This is a genomic window from Pseudarthrobacter sp. rb, from assembly GCF_056389225.1.
This window is the reverse complement of record NZ_JBWJAR010000002.1, coordinates 376514-392648: the sequence shown is the minus strand read 5'-3', so window position 1 is coordinate 392648 and position 16135 is coordinate 376514. Positions and strand designations below refer to the sequence as shown.

General features: G+C 66.4%; 20 protein-coding genes and 1 pseudogene. 14 read left to right on the top strand and 7 right to left on the bottom strand.

Annotated elements, in window-relative coordinates; translation table 11 throughout:
- Positions 1-71 precede the first annotated feature (71 nt).
- Positions 72-536: a hypothetical protein gene (locus tag ACWRN3_RS04535; RefSeq protein ID WP_476739972.1), complete on the bottom strand. Its 465-nt coding sequence runs from the start codon at positions 534-536 to the stop codon at positions 72-74.
- 185 nt (positions 537-721) lie between these two features.
- Here ACWRN3_RS04535 and ACWRN3_RS04530 point away from each other — a divergent pair, with 185 nt between their 5' ends.
- From ACWRN3_RS04530 to ACWRN3_RS04515, 4 genes are read left to right on the top strand one after another with little or no spacing between them, the layout of a single operon-like run.
- Positions 722-976 (top strand): aggregation-promoting factor C-terminal-like domain-containing protein, encoded by a 255-nt coding sequence (locus ACWRN3_RS04530; protein ID WP_476739971.1) that lies wholly within the window; start codon positions 722-724, stop codon positions 974-976.
- 21 nt (positions 977-997) lie between these two features.
- On the top strand, positions 998-1357 hold the full coding sequence (locus ACWRN3_RS04525; protein WP_476739970.1) for a TraR/DksA family transcriptional regulator: 360 nt from the start codon (positions 998-1000) through the stop codon (positions 1355-1357).
- The gene (locus ACWRN3_RS04520) at positions 1354-1884 is read left to right on the top strand and encodes a DNA alkylation repair protein (RefSeq protein ID WP_476739969.1); all 531 of its coding nucleotides are present in this window, start codon (positions 1354-1356) and stop codon (positions 1882-1884) included. The genes ACWRN3_RS04525 and ACWRN3_RS04520 overlap by 4 nt, the downstream gene beginning before the upstream one ends.
- A gap of 20 nt (positions 1885-1904) precedes the next feature.
- Entirely contained in the window at positions 1905-2351 is a 447-nt protein-coding gene (locus tag ACWRN3_RS04515) for a DUF1810 domain-containing protein (protein ID WP_324642094.1), read from the top strand.
- A gap of 51 nt (positions 2352-2402) precedes the next feature.
- Here the strand turns inward: ACWRN3_RS04515 and ACWRN3_RS04510 are convergent, their stop codons facing one another.
- Together ACWRN3_RS04510 and ACWRN3_RS04505 are read right to left on the bottom strand one after the other, a co-directional pair.
- Positions 2403-3296, bottom strand: coding sequence for a glucose 1-dehydrogenase (locus tag ACWRN3_RS04510; RefSeq protein WP_476739968.1), 894 nt, complete (start codon positions 3294-3296; stop codon positions 2403-2405).
- Positions 3297-3450: 154 nt separating this feature from the next.
- Positions 3451-3956 (bottom strand): annotated as a pseudogene (locus ACWRN3_RS04505) (metallophosphoesterase family protein).
- Between the two features lie 74 nt (positions 3957-4030).
- On the opposite strand from ACWRN3_RS04505, the gene ACWRN3_RS04500 reads away from it, so the two are divergent.
- Positions 4031-4222, top strand: coding sequence for a DUF1918 domain-containing protein (locus tag ACWRN3_RS04500; protein ID WP_476739967.1), 192 nt, complete (start codon positions 4031-4033; stop codon positions 4220-4222).
- A gap of 48 nt (positions 4223-4270) precedes the next feature.
- Positions 4271-4786 (top strand): NUDIX domain-containing protein, encoded by a 516-nt coding sequence (locus ACWRN3_RS04495; RefSeq protein ID WP_159631870.1) that lies wholly within the window; start codon positions 4271-4273, stop codon positions 4784-4786.
- Between the two features lie 33 nt (positions 4787-4819).
- On the opposite strand, the gene ACWRN3_RS04490 is transcribed toward ACWRN3_RS04495, so the two are convergent.
- Positions 4820-5497, bottom strand: coding sequence for an endonuclease/exonuclease/phosphatase family protein (locus ACWRN3_RS04490; RefSeq protein WP_255172349.1), 678 nt, complete (start codon positions 5495-5497; stop codon positions 4820-4822).
- A 161-nt stretch (positions 5498-5658) separates the two neighbouring features.
- On the opposite strand from ACWRN3_RS04490, the gene ACWRN3_RS04485 reads away from it, so the two are divergent.
- The 4 genes from ACWRN3_RS04485 (at position 5659) to ACWRN3_RS04470 (ending at position 9708) form a co-directional block, all read left to right on the top strand.
- Entirely contained in the window at positions 5659-6462 is an 804-nt protein-coding gene (locus tag ACWRN3_RS04485; RefSeq protein ID WP_476739966.1) for a thioesterase family protein, read from the top strand.
- A 119-nt stretch (positions 6463-6581) separates the two neighbouring features.
- The gene (locus ACWRN3_RS04480) at positions 6582-7121 is read left to right on the top strand and encodes a PadR family transcriptional regulator (protein WP_476740012.1); all 540 of its coding nucleotides are present in this window, start codon (positions 6582-6584) and stop codon (positions 7119-7121) included.
- Positions 7122-7126: 5 nt separating this feature from the next.
- A complete protein-coding gene (locus ACWRN3_RS04475) occupies positions 7127-8836 on the top strand; it encodes an ABC1 kinase family protein (protein WP_476739965.1) in 1710 nt (569 codons plus the stop codon).
- A 122-nt stretch (positions 8837-8958) separates the two neighbouring features.
- On the top strand, positions 8959-9708 hold the full coding sequence (locus tag ACWRN3_RS04470) for a lipoate--protein ligase family protein (RefSeq protein WP_476739964.1): 750 nt from the start codon (positions 8959-8961) through the stop codon (positions 9706-9708).
- Between the two features lie 28 nt (positions 9709-9736).
- Here ACWRN3_RS04470 and ACWRN3_RS04465 read toward each other — a convergent pair whose 3' ends face one another.
- On the bottom strand, positions 9737-9994 hold the full coding sequence (locus ACWRN3_RS04465; protein ID WP_141941622.1) for a mycoredoxin: 258 nt from the start codon (positions 9992-9994) through the stop codon (positions 9737-9739).
- A 132-nt stretch (positions 9995-10126) separates the two neighbouring features.
- Between ACWRN3_RS04465 and ACWRN3_RS04460 the strand changes: the two genes are divergently transcribed.
- On the top strand, positions 10127-10888 hold the full coding sequence (locus tag ACWRN3_RS04460) for an SOS response-associated peptidase (protein ID WP_476739963.1): 762 nt from the start codon (positions 10127-10129) through the stop codon (positions 10886-10888).
- Between the two features lie 24 nt (positions 10889-10912).
- On the opposite strand, the gene ACWRN3_RS04455 is transcribed toward ACWRN3_RS04460, so the two are convergent.
- On the bottom strand, positions 10913-11335 hold the full coding sequence (locus ACWRN3_RS04455; protein ID WP_476739962.1) for a VOC family protein: 423 nt from the start codon (positions 11333-11335) through the stop codon (positions 10913-10915).
- A gap of 16 nt (positions 11336-11351) precedes the next feature.
- Between ACWRN3_RS04455 and ACWRN3_RS04450 the strand changes: the two genes are divergently transcribed.
- Complete coding sequence (locus ACWRN3_RS04450; RefSeq protein ID WP_159631877.1) at positions 11352-11675, top strand: chorismate mutase; 324 nt, start codon at positions 11352-11354, stop codon at positions 11673-11675.
- Between the two features lie 6 nt (positions 11676-11681).
- On the opposite strand, the gene ACWRN3_RS04445 is transcribed toward ACWRN3_RS04450, so the two are convergent.
- Positions 11682-12071, bottom strand: coding sequence for a hypothetical protein (locus ACWRN3_RS04445; RefSeq protein WP_255172345.1), 390 nt, complete (start codon positions 12069-12071; stop codon positions 11682-11684).
- A 131-nt stretch (positions 12072-12202) separates the two neighbouring features.
- Between ACWRN3_RS04445 and ACWRN3_RS04440 the strand changes: the two genes are divergently transcribed.
- Together ACWRN3_RS04440 and ACWRN3_RS04435 are read left to right on the top strand one after the other, a co-directional pair.
- Positions 12203-12553, top strand: coding sequence for a DUF6504 family protein (locus ACWRN3_RS04440; RefSeq protein WP_476739961.1), 351 nt, complete (start codon positions 12203-12205; stop codon positions 12551-12553).
- Between the two features lie 10 nt (positions 12554-12563).
- A complete protein-coding gene (locus tag ACWRN3_RS04435) occupies positions 12564-16079 on the top strand; it encodes a DNA polymerase III subunit alpha (protein ID WP_476739960.1) in 3516 nt (1171 codons plus the stop codon).
- Positions 16080-16135 lie beyond the last annotated feature (56 nt).

Genomic DNA, 16135 nt, shown 5'->3' with positions numbered 1-16135 from the left:
TGTGGAAACAGGCCCCTGCCCTGCGCCCAATCCCGACGGTAACCTTCGGGACTATGCGCCCGTTCGTGACCTTAGGGAGGCTCCCCCTTGGCGGGGGCTTCATGGCCGTTGCCCTGGCCACCCTGGTCAGCAATGCTGCGGCCGCCGAAAAGACGGCCACCGCCCTCACCGAACAGGAAAAGGCCGCCAGGAGCGAGCGGGAACGCCTGTCCGGGGAAGCGAAAGCAAAACTGGACGCCGCACGTTCTGCCCAGGCTTCGCTGGCCCGGCAGGTCGCGGAGGAGCAGCGGCACGGCACTGAGCTGACCGCCCAGCTCGCCACGCTGAAAGGTACGACGGCGGCCATGGAGGGTGAGTACCGGCAGGGCCAGGCTGCACTGGCTGCCTATGAGGCGGCCCAGGCGGCCAAGCGCGCCGCCGCTGAGGAGCAGGCCCGCGGACAGGCGGAGGCCGCAGCCAAGGCCGCCGCAGCGGCAGCCCGGCAGCCACAGGAGCCCGCACCCCGTGCCGACCCTGCCCAGGCCAATCCGGCCCAACCCGGTCCGGCCCCCGGCGCGGTCAATGATCCCGCCGTCAGCAACCCCGGCCCTCCCGCTCCGGAAGCCCCGGCACCGGCCCCACCAAGCCCTCCCGCCGTCGTCGTGCCTTCCGTTCCCGACGGTGCGGTCAACGATCCCGCCGGGGCGAAAAGCTACGCGTCCGGACGCCTGCCCGCCTACGGGTGGGGCCAGGACCAGTTCGTGTGCCTGGCCCAGCTGTGGACCGAGGAGTCCGACTGGTTGACCACCCCCACCAACGCCTACTCCGGAGCCTATGGATTCCCCAGGCCCTGCCCTCGGGGAAGTACGCCAGCGCCGGCGGCGACTGGCTCACCAGCTATCGCACCCAGATCGAATGGGGCCTGGGCTACATGCGTGACCGCTACGGTTCACCGTGCGCGGCCTGGAACCACTCCGCAACCCTGAACTGGTACTGACTGACGCGTTAGGCTGTCTCCATGCCAGATTTCGAACGGTTCCGTGCGCTGCTCGAAGAGGAGCGGGCGCGGCGCCTGGCACTGTTGCCGGCGCTGCGGGCGGACATCGAGGCAGCAAACTCGGCGCGCCAGGGTTCCAATGTCGACGACGAGCACGATCCCGAGGGTGCCACCATCGCCTTCGAACTCTCACAGGCCTCTGCGCTCCTGAAACAGAGTTCGGCGGGCCTGGACCAGATTGAAGCGGCGCTTGCCCGGCTGGCGGCGGGGACCTATGGAACCTGCGCCGTATGCGGGGAGCCCATCGCCGAGGGCAGGCTGGAAGCCCGCCCGTGGACCCCGTACTGCATCCACCACGCGGCGTTCGGGCGCGGGCGATGACCGGTACGGCGGACGTTGTGTCCGCGGCGGCGGATTTCGTGGACCGGACCCTGCAGAACGAGGGCGCCTGGTACCGGGCGGACGACGTCGGGGCGCGGCTGGGCGGGGTGCTTGCCTCTTATGGTTCCTCTGTGGGGGCCGTTCGCGGGACCGTGCGCGATGCGCTGCGGAAGTTCAAGGACCTGGACCATGACGGCACGGTCATGCTGGCCTCCGCCCTGTGGGGCCAGCCGCGGCCCGGTTCCCGGCCGGTTTTCGAGCGCCGCCTGGCAGCGGTGGTCCTGCTGCAGTCACGGGTGCGGCTGCTCCGTCACTCTGACCTGACCCGGCTGGAGGGTTTCCTTCGCTCCGCGCAGGCAGCGGACCTGACCGGGCCCCTTCTCGCCGACGTCCTGGTCCCGTTGCTGGCGGGGCTGGGGGAGCGCGAACGGCAGCGGGCAGGCGTTGTCCTGGCGCGGTGGCGGGAAGACCCGGACCCCCAGTTGCGGGCGGCGGCCGACGCCCTTGAAAAAGACTTGACCATTTGAAACGTACCGAGGAGATCCCCATGAATGAGCCGTTTGACCTTGAGCGTTTTGTTGCCGCGCAAAACACCGGCGGAACCTATGAGCAGGCGCTGGGCGAACTGCAGGTCGGCCGGAAGTCCGGGCACTGGATGTGGTTTGTCTTCCCGCAGATTGCCGGGCTGGGACAGAGCGCCACCTCCCGCAAGTACGCCATTTCCTCGCTGGCGGAGGCCCGCGCCTACCTGGACCACGAGGTGCTGGGCCCGCGGCTCCTGGAGTGCGCGCTGGTCCTGGCAAACCACGCCGACCAGTCCGCCGAAGACATTTTCGGCGGTATCGACGCCAGGAAGCTCCGCTCCAGCATGACACTGTTCCTCCGGGCGGCGCCCGGAGAAACAGTGTTCAAGACCGTCCTGGCCCAGTTCTTCAACGGGGAACCGGACCCGGCCACGGACGAGCTCCTGGCCGGCCAGGACGCGGCCGGCTGAAACCCGGCTTCTGTCCCGCTGCTGCGCGGGGTACGGGGAGCCCGGGGCGCGCTAAGGCGTGGGGCTGCCGCCGTTGACATTGAGCGTCTCGCCCACCACGTAGCTGGACTCGGGCGAGGCCAGGAAGACATAGGCGGGGGCGAGCTCGGCGGGCTGGCCCGCGCGGCCCAGGGGAGTGGACTGGCCAAACTCCGGCAGTTCCTCCTTGGGCTGTCCGCTGCTGACCTGCAGGGGCGTCCAGATGGGCCCCGGGGCCACCGCATTCACCCGGATTCCCTTGGGCGCCAGCTGCTGGGCCAGGCCCTTGGTGAAGTTGTTGATGCCGGCCTTGGTGGTGGCGTAGTCCACCAGCGTGGGGGACGGGTTGTAGGCCTGGATCGACGTGGTGTTGATGATGGTTGAGCCCGCCGGCATGTGCGGCACGGCGGCCTTGGTCACCCAGAACATGGCATAGACGTTGGTCTTCAGGGTGTGGTCGAACTGCTCGTCGCTGATGTCCTGCAGGTCCTCCTGCGCAACCTGTTTCCCGGCATTGTTGACCAGGATGTCAACCCCGCCCAGGACGGCCACCGCCGTGTCCACCAGGTCCCGGCACACGGCGGAGTCCTTCAGGTCGCCGGGGACCTTGACGGCCTTGCGGCCGGCGGCCTCAATGATTCCGGCAATGCGGGAGGCGTCCTCCTCTTCCTGCGGCAGGTAGGAAAGCACGACGTCGGCGCCCTCCCGTGCAAAGGCGATCGCCGTCGCTGCCCCGATGCCTGAGTCCGCGCCGGTCACGATCGCCCGGCGGCCTTCCAGCCGCCCGGTGCCCCGATAGGTCTCTTCCCCGAGGTCGGCCTTGGGCGCCAGTTCCGCATCAAGCCCGGGCTCAGGCTGGTGTTGCTTGGGCGGGGAGATCTTTTCGTAGGCAGTCACGGGATTACGGAAGGTGTACTGGTCAGTCATGGTGGTACTCCTGTTCGTGCGGGACGCGGGCTGGTTCATCGCCCGGGATGGTGAAGCAGCCTGGGGCTGCCGAGGGCAACCACTGGAAACTAAGCATGCTTACGTTTCCTACCCTAGGCAGAAGCCCCCTGCCCTGCCAAGCCGCTCCGCGGGCTCAGTCGCGGCGGACCTCCACCAGCCTGACCTCCGCCAGCCGCCCGCTGTCCACCACGGCCTCCATGAAGGTGCATGCCGGCTGGCGGCGTCGGTCGGTTGGCGAGCCCGGATTCAACAGCCGCAGCCCGTTCGGCGACACCGTGTCCCAAGGGATGTGGCTATGCCCGAACACCAGGACGTCGGCATCGGGGAACAGCGCCTCGCACCGCTGTTCACGGCCCTTCGCCTGGCCGGTTTCGTGGACCACCGCAAAGCGAACCCCGCCAATGGTGGCAGTGGCCGTTTCTGGCAGCCGGCGGCGAAGTTGGGGCCGTCATTGTTCCCGAAAACGCCCAGCAGGCGCTTGCTCCGGCGTTCGAATTCGTCCAGCAGTTCCGCCTCCACCCAATCACCGGCGTGGAAAACCGCGTCGGCGAGTTCCACTGCGGATCACACCTGCTCCGGCAGGTGCCTGGCGCGCTTGGGCACATGGGTATCGGCAAGCAGGACAAGGTTCAACGGCATACCCGGCATCCTGCCATAGGGCCCTGTTCCCATGCCGCGTGGAGTCGTAATCTGGGGGCTTGGAGGTGATTGCCATGGAGGCAGCCCAAGGCGACCGCATCGTTGTGCGCGGGAGGACGGTGGGGTCCTCGGACCGGCACGGGGTGATTCTGGAGGTCCGTGGCGAGGGTGGAAGCCCGCCGTATGTCGTCCGCTTCGACGACGGGCACGAAACCGTCATGTATCCCGGTGGCGATTTCGCCGTCGAGCACGGACACAACGCCTGACGCTCCTGCGGGACTGCACCCAGCGGCTTCACCTGTCAGACTGGAGCAATGGATCATTTTCCGTCCGCAGGCATGTCCTCCACCCCACCGCAGCGCACAGGTCCCCGCGACCCGGGCGACGCCTGGGTGGAAGGGGACCGCGGCAGGTACTGGGGCCGTTTCGGCGCGGCGGGCGTCCTTGCCTGGGACCCCGCCAAAGGCGTGCTCCTGCAGCACCGTGCGGTCTGGAGTCATAACGGTGGAACCTGGGGGCTGCCCGGCGGCGCCCTGCACCAGGGCGAAGAACCCGTTGACGGCGCCCTCCGCGAGGCGTATGAGGAAGCCGCGGTCCCGTCGGAGAGCGTGGAAGTGCTGTTCACGTCCGTGCTGGACCATGGCTACTGGTCCTACACCACGGTGGTGGTGAGGGTGCGGGAATCCTTCGAGCCGGTGATCAGCGACCCCGAGAGCATTGCCCTGCTCTGGATCCCGGTGGCAGAGGTGGAGGCCCTGGACCTGCACCCCGGTTTCGCGGCCGCGTGGCCGGAGCTGCTGGCGCAGCTGGACACCGGCGAACCCTGGTAGGCCGGCCCCGGACTCCTCCCGGGGAGCCTCCGGCTAGTAGCCTTCGCCGTAGTCGGCGGTCACCAGGATGGGCAGGTGGTCTGAATTTCCGCGCGGGAGCGTCTCCACGCTGGCAATGTCCAGGCCCAGCGAGGTGGCGAAGTCGAAGTGGCCCTTGAACACCTTGTACCGGGTGTACGTGCGCCGGTTGCTCAGGGAGAGGGCATACCCGGAGTTCTTCATGTGCATGTCCAGGTTCTTGGTGAAGAACGGGTAGTTGAAGTCACCCACCATCAGGGTCATCAGGCCTTTGCCCATGCTCAGCAGTTCAGCGTGGGCTGCGTGGATCTGCTTGCGCCGCAAAGAGTTCGACGCCGTCAGCGGAGCTGCATGGAAGGATCCGATCACCAGCTCGTGCTGCGTTTCGGTGTCCATCACCCTGGTGCCGATGAGCCGTTCATGGGCCGGAGCCAGCACCCTGTCATGCATTGATTTCTTCAACGCGAAGGACTGCGTATCCAGTGCGGTGAAGCGGCTGGTGCGGTAGTAGATGGCCAGACCCAGCCGGTTGCCCTTGGTGGCATCCGCCAGGTGCAGCGGGCCCAGGGTCTCCGGGAGGTCGCTGGCATCCACTTCCTGGAGGCACAGCGCATCGATGTCATGGTTGCGGGCCAGGGCGAGAAGTTCGCCGCTGGCCTTGTGCTTGCGGAGGTTGTAGCTGATGACGCGCATGAAACACCTCTTTTGAGGGTTGCTGACAGGACCAGTTCCTTACTCTAGTCCGATTGCCACCCGCACCCTCCAACATTTCGTTGCCCGCGTTGGCGCGCCGTGCGCTGTCCGCGGGGGATAGAGTTAGTGGCAATTCACTGAATTTCCGTAAGGGGCCAGCCTTGACTGCAGACCTGCCTGAACTCGCCGAAGGCAATTTCTACTACCAGGACCTGGGCGGCGGCCGGTTCCGCTCCACCATCCACGCGCAGGGTGCCTGGAACGTCCACGAACAGCACATGGCCCCGGCATCGGGCCTCATGGCCGATGTCCTTGAACGGCACCAGCCGCGGGAAGACATGCGGATGGCCCGCCTCAGCTACGAGATCCTTGGATTGATCCCGGGCGGCGAGTTCCGGATCGAGACCACCACGCTGCGTCCCGGCAGGACCATCGAACTGGTGCAGGCGGAACTCGTGGCCGGCGGCCGCACCGCCATCCGCGCCGCCGGGTGGCGCATGCTGACCAGTGACACCGCTGAAGTCGCCGCCGTCGAGGACGCAGCGATCCCCGGCCCCGACGAATGCAAGCCGTACGACGGCGCCGCCGTCTGGCCCGGCGGCTACATCCGCTCCCTCGAAATGAGGGTGGCCGAGGGCCACCGTCCCGGAGCCGGCAAGGTGTGGCTCCGCACCGACCACCCCCTGACCGACCGCGCCGACAGCGGCGACCTGGCCCGGCTCATGGGCTTGGTGGACACGGCCAACGGCATCGCGGCCAGGGTTCCGCCGGGGAAGGGCAACTACGCGTTCCCCAATCTGGACCTGCAGATCCACATGTACCGCCGGCCCCGGGGGGAATGGCTGGGACTGGACAATGCGGTGTCGTTCGGCAGCGACGGGATCGGGCTGACCTCCACCGTGCTGCACGACCGGCAGGGGCCGTTCGGCCGCGCTGAACAGATCCTCACCCTGCGCAAATCCTGATAAAGGGTTCGTCCTGACCCTGCGACTGGTCCTTGCCGCGCCTGGGTCCTGACCTATGGTGCGGGCATGTATCGCTGAGTATCGTTGTATATCGTTCACGATTGACAAAGGAGTTCATGATGCGTGCTTCAAACCCTGCTGGCGGATTCGGCGGGAACAATCTGGACGGTATGTGGCAGGCCGTCGAGGAACTGCGCTCCCGGTTTGAAAAGCGGGCCGGAACCCGCGCCGGGAAAGGTGAGGTGCGGACGGCGGTGCTGGCCCTGCTGGCCGAGCGGCCCATGCACGGCTACCAGATCATCCGCGAGATCGAGGAACGCAGCGGGGGCAGCTGGAAACCGAGCGCAGGCTCCGTCTATCCCACCCTGCAGCTGCTGGCGGATGAAGGATCAATTACAGCCGAGGAAACGAACGGCCGAAAAATCTACTCGTTGACCGAAGCCGGCCGCGAGGAAGTGGCAGCCCACCACGGGGCTGCGCCATGGGATCCCGCCGGCCCCATGGCCGGCGGCGTTGCTTCCCTGCCCAAGGCCGGGATCGAACTGGCCCAGGCCGCAGCCCAGGTTGGCCGTACCGGCACCCAGGAGCAGGTGCACCAGGCGGTGGCGGTGCTGGACGAGGCCCGCCGCCGTCTGTACGCCATCCTCGCCCAGGACTGACGCGGGTGGCGTCCACCGTCCAGGAGAGGGCCGACGCCCAGTTGCCCCTGCGGGAGCACCGCGGCCGCTACCGGCGGATTCTGCGCTTCGCTGCATGGAACCTCGCCGCCACGTGGTGGTTCGAGCTGTTCCTGCCGCGGATTGGACTTGGCCGGGTGGCCGCCAGGACGCGGTCACGGCGGATGCGGCGCTTTGCCCAGCGGTTCCATGACCTGGCCGTGGACCTCGGTGGCCTCATGATCAAGGTGGGCCAGTTCCTGTCCTCCCGGCTTGATGTCCTTCCGCCGGAGATCACCAAAGAACTGGAGGGGTTGCAGGACGAGGTGCCGCCGGTCGCCTTCCCTGCCATCTCCGCCCTGGCCGCCCGGGAACTGGGGACGCCGCTGGACAGGGTTTATGCCTCCGTGGACCCCACGCCCATAGCCGCTGCCTCCCTGGGCCAGGCCCACCGCGGCCGCTTGAATCCTGCCGACGCCGGGGACACCGGACTAGACGCCGTGGTGCTGAAAGTGCAGCGCCCGGGCATCGGCGCCATTGTCGACGTCGACCTTGCCGCCCTGCGCAAGGTTGCCGGCTGGCTCAGCCACATCCGGCTCGTTTCCCGCCGCGCCGACATGCCGGCGCTGGTGGAGGAATTCGCCCAGACCAGCCTGCTGGAGATCGACTACCTGCACGAGGCCGTCAACGCGGAGCGGTTCGCCGCGGATTTCGCCGGGGACGACCGCGTGGAAGTCCCGGGCGTGGTGTGGGAGCGGACCACCCGCCGTGTGCTCACCCTGGAGGACGTCACTGCCATCAAGATCACGGACGTCGGGGCGCTCCGTGGCGCCGGCATCGATCCCGCCGCGGTCGCGCCGGTGTTCGCGTCCATCATGTTCGACCAACTGTTCACCAACGGCTTCTTCCAAGCCGACCCTCATCCGGGGAACATCTTCGTCACCCCAGTCCCTCCAGGTGCAGGGCTTCCCTGGAAACTGACGTTCATCGACTTCGGGATGATGGGCGAAGTCACGGCTTCCACGCGCAGCGGACTGCGGAAGCTGCTGATCGCAGCCGCCGCCCGGGACGGCAAGGGACTCGTGGCGGCCATCAATGATGTGGGCGTCCTGATGCCGTCAGCCGACAGCGTGGCCCTGGAACGCGCCATGACACAGCTCTTCGCCCGCTTCGGCGGCATGGGCTTCGCCGAACTGCGCGAGGTCGACCCACGGGAGTTCCGTGACTTTGCCGTGGAGTTCGGTGACGTGGTCCGGTCGCTGCCGTTCCAGCTGCCGGAGAACTTCCTGCTGATCATCCGGGCCATGTCCCTGACCTCCGGGGTATGCAGTGCCCTTGATGAGCGTTTCAACCTCTGGGATTCGGTGGAGCCCTACGCCGCCCAGCTGCTGCGGAACGAACGGGGCAACGTGGTGCAGGATGTGGCCCGGCAGGCCCTCGACGCTGCCGGTGTTGCCTTCCGGCTCCCGGGCCGCCTGGACGCCCTGGCCGGGAGGCTGGAGGAAGGATCGCTGCAGGTTGCCGTCCCCCGCCTGGAGCGCCAGGCTGCGCGGCTGGACCGGGCTGTGCGCCGCTCAGCCTCCGCCCTGGTCTTCGGGGCCCTGCTGCTCGCGGGAGCCATTGTCCGCCCTGACGACGTTGCGCTGGGCAATGTGCTGATGACGGCGTCGGCCCTTCCGCTGCTGCACGCGCTGTGGGTGGGGCGCCGGGGACGTTAAGGCGGCCGCCGCCGTCGGGCGTAACCTAGGGGTGGCCTGCCCGTCCGCGGGCTGTGAACCGCCGCCGCTAAAACCCGTCGACGTTGAATCTGTCGCCGCCACACCATGGGAGCTTCGCAACAATGCACCACACCGGTACCGGATCCAGCACGCTCACCGTGGTGCGGCAGGACGTGTCACTCGGCGCGGGCCGAGACCTCGAATTCGGCCTGGAGCTGCTGGCAAGGGCACGGAGCGGCGCCATTGGTCCCACCCTGCGGCTGTACCGGCCCGCGCCCACTGTGGCGTTCGGGCAGCGGGATACCCGGCTGCCGGGATTCGACGCCGCCGCCCAGGCCTGCCGGGACAACGGCTTCGAACCCCTGGTCAGGCGGGCGGGCGGACGCGCTGCGGCCTACCACCGTGGCACCCTGGTGGTGGACCACATTGAACCGGATACGGACGCCGTCGCCGGATCCAAGGCCCGGTTCGGCTACTTCGGGGAGCTGTTTGCGGAGGCGCTGCGAAGCGTGGGCGTACAGGCTGCCGTGGGTGAGATTCCCGGCGAATACTGTCCGGGCGAATTCAGTGTCCACGGCACCGACCCGGCAGACAGCTCCCGGAGAGTGAAACTGGTGGGCACTGCCCAGCGGGTTGTTTCCGGCGGCTGGCTCTTCAGCTCGGTGATCGTGGTGGAGGACTCCGCCCCGATCCGGAAGGTCCTTACCGACAGCTATGCCGCGCTCGGCCTGGACTGGGATCCTGCCACCGCCGGCGCCGCCAACGATCTGGTGCCCGGCCTGGACGTCGCCGCCGTCGAGCAGGCCATCCTTAAGACGTATGCGGGCCATGCCACCCTGGAAACTGCTTCCTTCAGCAGCCTGGGGGCATGACCCGCATCAGTTGTGGCGCGGCGGCCGGTCAGGCGGCCAGGCGGCTCTTGACCTCGGCGGCGGACGGGTTGGTGGCGGCGGTGCCGTCCGGGAAGAGGACCGTTGGGACGGTGCGGTTGCCACCGTTCAGCTGCTCCACGAGTTCAGCCGTGCCGTCCACCTCTTCGATGTTGATTTCGGTGTAGCCGATGCCCTGGGCATCCAGCTGCTTCTTGAGCCGGTTGCAGTAGCCGCACCAGGTGGTGGAAAACATGGTGATGGTGCCTGATTCGGGAGTGAAGTCCACAGGGATCTCCTATACGTCGCTTGAAAGGTTTCCTTACTGTCAACCCTAGCGTGGCCGCCGGTATTCCCCGGTCCCGGGCGCTGCTGCGGTGCCTGGATGACAGTTTGTGGCGGGCGGTGGCAAGCTGGTGCCATGTGTGGACGCTACGTAATGGCACGGGCCGTGGGGGATCTCCTGGCCGAGTTCGACGCCGAGCTGGAGGACGAGGTCACCATCCCGCCGTCCTGGAACGTGGCACCCACGGATGCCGTCCCCATTGTGCTGGAGCGGCTGGTGGAAGACAGCGCTGCGCCCCGGCAGGTCCGCCAGCTGCACGTTGCGCGGTGGGGCCTGGTCCCGTCCTGGGCAAAGGATCCCGGGATCGGCTCCCGCATGATCAATGCACGGAGCGAATCCGTGCTGGAGAAGCCGGCCTTCCGGAAGGCTGTGCAGTCCCGCCGCTGTGCCGTGCCCGCCGACGGCTACTACGAATGGAAGCAGGGCCCGGGAAAGTCGAAGCAGCCCTACTACGTGCACCCGGGCGGGGAACGCGGGCTGGTTTTCGCCGGTCTCTATGAGTGGTGGAAGGACCCGTCAGTGCCGGAGGGGGAGCCCGGACGCTGGCTGCTGTCCACGTCGATCCTCACGGCTGACACCCCGCCGCCGGGGACTGAATCCACCATCTTCGGGAAACTGACCGAGCTGCATGACAGAGTGCCGCTCCCCATGGACAAGGCCACGATGGAGGCCTGGCTGGACCCGCAGGCTGATGATGCCGCCGCATTGGTTGACCTGGTGCGGTCGGGGGTCAAGGACGCGGCAGCCGACTGGCACGTGGAATCCGTGGGCAAGGAAGTGGGCAATGTCCGTAACAACGGCCCGGAACTGATCCGCCCGGTGGAAGCCCTGTTCTAGCAGCCTCCGCCTGGCCGGTACCCGTCAGACGGTGACCGTGCCGGCGTCGTCCACTGCCCAGGTGGGATTGTACGCCACTTCCCAGCGGAACCCGTCAGGGTCGGCAAAATATCCTGCGTAGCCTCCCCATGCCTTGGTGACGGGCTCGGCAACGATGGCAGCACCGGCAGCCGCGGCCTGTTCCATGACGCTGTCCACTTCCTGCGGGCTTGCCAGGTTGTGGCTGAGCGTGATGCCGGGGACGCCGGCGGGAGGACTGGTGCCGGCTTCGGCCTGCATCTGGGTGCTGTCCCAGAGGGAGAGCACCAGCCCATGGTTCACCTGGATGAACAGGACTTCCCCGGCAACCTCGCGGTGGACGGGCCAGCCAAGGCCGTCAACGTAGAAGGCGCGCGAGGCCTCGACGCTGCGGACACCGAGGGAGATAAAGTCGACTCTGGGCTCCATGCTTCGATACTGTCAGATGATGGCGACAATTCAAGGAAACGATAGGGATGCCCGGGCCGACAGGGAACAGCTCGCTGCCGTCCGGGTTGCTGTTGACGAGGTGGATGAGCAGATTGTCACCCTCATCGCCCGCCGCGAACGGCTGATCAGGATCGCCGGCACGCTGAAGGGTGATGACGCCGAGGTGCGCGCCCCGGGCCGGGTGGAGCGGATCATTGAACACGTGCGGGCTGCTGCCGAGAAAAAAGACATTGACCCGGACATCGTGGAGTCAACCTACCGGGCCATGATCTCCGCGTTCATTGAACTTGAACTGCGGATCCATAAAGAAAACAGCTGAGGAAGCTTAGGGCGCTTCCTCCACCGGCACCCCGTGCTGGAACTCCCGTCCGTCCGCCTCGCTGAAGGCGGACAGGACGTGCCCCTGCCCGAGCCCGTTCAACGCCGTCAGGGGAAAGCTGCCGGTGATGCTGCTCTGTGAGTGGGTGACTCCGGACAGGTCGTAATCCTCCTCGATTCCCTGGTCCCGGTTGAACGCGTAGCAGGCGATGGCCTCCCCGTTCATGAACTCAATGCACAGCCGGCGCTGTGCCGAATAATCCGGCGAGGCCCCCATCAACCCCACCACGTAGGCACCGGATACCGGAATGGTGCCGTCGATATCGAATGTGGCGACCAGGGTGGAGTCCTCGGTCTTGATGCTGGCCTGCTTCAGGAGTGCGTCATCGGTACTCATGCCAACATCCTGCTCCCTGCCGCACCCCCCGTCCACCCCCGCCTATGTTTTGATGCCATCCCGGCGTAGACTGGTTTTATTCGAATACATATTCGAATACCCGTTTGGGGAAAATCTTTGGGGAGGTGCACATGGGCATGTTCAGCGAGTCTGTTGACGTGGTGTGCACCGAAGCCGGACAACCGGAAACGTTGACCTGGGCAGGTGCTTCCTACACCGTCTGCGCCGAACCCCTCCGGTGGTACGAACGCCGGCAATGGTGGGCGGAAGACAGCAAGGCCCCGCTGGGAAGCGGACCGGGCGTGGTGGATCACGAAATCTGGCGCGTGCAGGTGCTGCCTGCCCGGGTGGCCTCCAGTCCCTCAGCGCCGGAAGATGCGGCCGGCGCTGAGCCCCTCACCCTTGACCTGACCCGCCATATCCGCAGCAACCGCTGGCGGCTGCTGCGGATCCATGACGCCCTCCGCCACAGAACAGCATGACCAGTCCAGCATGAGCTTCACCCACCTTCACGTTTCCACGGCGTTCAGCGCCCATTACGGTGTTTCCTGGCCGGAGGAACTGGCCATGGCTGCCGCAGCCGACGGCGCCACAGCTCTTGCCTGTACAGACCGGGACGGCCTCTACGGAACCATCAAGCACCTCAAGGCCTGCATGGCCGCGGGCATCGACCCCATTGTGGGGGTGGACCTTGCAGTGTTTGACGACGACGGTGATCACCGAACGCAGGTGGCAGGCAGGGTGGTGGTGCTGGCCCGCGGCCAAAACAACGGTGCCGGATACCGTGCGCTGTGCCGGCTGGTCTCCGACGCCCACGCAAGGACCTCGGGGAAAGCCGGGGGAGCGGTGCCCGCTGCTGTCACCCGTGCCGAACTGGCTTCCCGCACCCTTGACCCCCAAACCCTTAAGCCGGTGCTCACCGTATTGCTCGGCCCTGATTCGGATGTGGGCCGTGCCATGGGCGGACGGCGCTACCTGCGGCCCCGGACCCTTTTCAAGCAGTGGCTTGACGCAATGCCCGCCGGAACCGTGGTGGCTGAAATAGTCTCCCAACTCAGCGCACCTGGTACCCCGTTGAGCACGGCGCACGCTGTGCGCATGCTCAGGCTCGCCGAGGAACACCAGGTGCCGGCAGTACTCGCCAATGCGGTGAGGTACTGCGCTGCGGACGGAGCACCAACCGCTGACGTCCTGGATTCTGCCCGGACATTGAAGTCCCTGCCCGAACTGGCAGGGGAACCCCTCCTGCAACCCACTGGCCAGGGGTGGCTGAAAACCCCGGCGCAGATGCTGGGGATAGGCAAGGAGATCATTTCAGCGGCCGGTTATGGTGCCGCCGACCTCAAGCAGCTGATGACCCAAACGGAGGCGCTCGCCGATCTCTGCCGGATCGACCCCACCTCGGACATGGGATGGAAACAGCCCGTGGTGCCCGAAGCATCCGTTATTGGCATCAGCCAGGATCCGCACGCTGAACTCATCCAGCGCTGCCATGCAGGAATCGGCCGGCGGTTCCCGGGAGCCACTGGCAACGCGGAGAAGGAGATCCTGGCCCGCCTGGGCCATGAGCTGGGGATCATCCACAACCTGGGCTTCTCCTCATACTTCCTGACTGTTGCCGAGGTGTCCCGGATGATCCAGGACATGGGGGTCAGGGCGGCAGCAAGAGGGTCGGGAGCATCCAGCCTGGTCAATTACCTGATCGACGTCAGCCATGTGAATCCCCTCCAGCACGACCTGATATTTGAACGTTTCCTCTCCAACGACCGCGCCACCCTTCCGGACATCGACATCGACGTCGAAAGCGCTGAACGCCACAACGTCTACCACCGGATCTTCGAACGCTTCGGCTCTGAACGGGTAACCCTGATGAGCATGCAGAACGGATACCGCGCCCGCGGTGCCGTGCGCGACGCCGGTCTGGCACTGGGCATGGACGACGACGAGGTGGGGGAGATCGCCAAGCAGCTTTGGCGGTTCTCTGCACGAAAATTCCGGGAAGCACTGCAGGAAAAACCGGAACTGCGTGAGTTTGCCGGCCGGGTGGAACAACGCGACGCCCATGGAAACCAGCAACTGGACCTGCTGGTGGACCTGACCGAACGGCTCGACCGGCTGCCCCGCCACATCTCCATGCACCCGTGCGGCGTCATCCTGGGTGATGCAACCCTCCTGGACCGTACCCCGGTACAGCCAAGCGGTCTTGGACTGCCCATGAGCCAGTTCGATAAACATGACATGGACCCCATGGGCATGCTCAAACTCGATGTCCTCGGTGTCCGCATGCAAAGCGCCATGGCGTTCGCGGTCCGGGAGATCATCAGGATCCATCCCTCCAAGGAGGAAGTGGTCAAGGCAGGGAACCACCCTGCGGGGCCGGAAGGTTCCGGCCCCGACTACATTGCCGCCAACGGCCGGATAGACCTCAACGCCGTCCCCCTCGACGACGAAGCCACCTATGAGCTGATCAGGAGCACGCATACCCTTGGCTGCTTCCAGATCGAATCACCCGGTCAGCGGGAGCTGATCGGCAAAATGGCGCCGCGGGAGTTCAACGACCTCATCATCGATATTTCACTGTTCCGCCCGGGACCGATGAAATCGGACATGGTGCGGCCCTTCCTGGAACACCGGCACGGGTTCGCCCCTGAGGTTTACCCGCACCCTGACCTCAAGCCGGTGCTGCAGGAAACCCACGGGGTCACCGTCTTCCACGAGCAGATCCTGAAAACCCTCCACGTCATGACCGGCTGCGGCCTGGCAAAAGCCGACGAATTCCGCCGGGCACTCAGCAGCGAGGCCGGAGAAGCGCAGGTGGAGGAGTACTTCCGGCGCCATGCAAAAGCCAAGGGGTACACCCCCGAGGTGGTGGACAAGGTGTGGGGGACGTTGAAGTCCTTTGCCAGCTTCGGATTCTGCAAAGCCCACGGGGCTGCTTTCGCCGTCCCCACCTACCAGTCCGCCTGGCTCAAGACACACCACCCCGAAGCCTTCCTTGCAGGCTTATGGGAGCACGACCCCGGCATGTACCCCAAACGGCTGCTGGTGGCAGAAGCCCGCCGGCTGGGCATTCCCATCCTTCCCCTGGACATAAACCGCAGCAAAGCCGAGTACCGGGTGGAGCGGATCGGGACAGGCAGGGACGCCGGCAGGCTGGGAATCAGGCTCAGCCTGAACGGGATTTACGGTCTGTCTGCTGCTGAACTGAAGCGGGTTGTCGCCGGCCAGCCCTATGACTCACTGGCGGATCTCCGGACGCGCTCGCGGCTCAGCAAGCCAAGCATCCGGCGCCTTGCGCAGCTTGGGGCTTTTGATTCCCTCCACCGCGAAGCCGGAGGCACCGCCAACCGAGCGGACCTGGTGCACCATTTGCAGCAGCTTCAATCAGCCAATGGCGCGCGGAAAGGCGTGGAGGTGCTGGAGGGACAGTTGTCCCTTCCCCTGGGCGACGTCGAACTGCGCAACATCAAACCTGGACTTCCAGCCCCCACGGTGGTGGACAACGTCAGGGCGGAACTGGATCTGATGGCCGTCGATGTCAGTTCCCATCTGATGGACAGCCACAGGCCCCTGCTGGAAAGGCTGGGTGTCACCACTGCCGATAAACTCCTCAGCCTGCGCAACGGGACCGAAGTGCTGGTGGCAGGGGTGCGGGTGGCCACCCAGACTCCTCCCATGCGCGGCGGCAGGCGGGTGGTGTTCATCAGCATCGACGACGGCACCGGCTGCGTGGATTCGGTCTTCTTCCACGAGGCCCAGGAAAACGCTGGCCCGCTTCTGTTTGGAACCCGCCTGCTGCTGATCCGCGGGACCACCCGAAGGACCGGTCCGCGGGGCATCAGCATCAGTGCGAGCATGGCCTGGGACCTGGGCAAGACGGACAGTTTGCCCTTGCCGGAGTCGATCGGCGGGTACGCCGGGGTGTCCAGCCCGGAGGCCTTCGCCGATGGGCCGCATCCCCTCGATGGCATCAGCAGGACGTTGGCGATCACCGGGTTCAATGGGTGACCGCGGTTCCGCACCCCCCGTGTGCCGCGTTGGTCGGCCCATACCGGAACCGATAG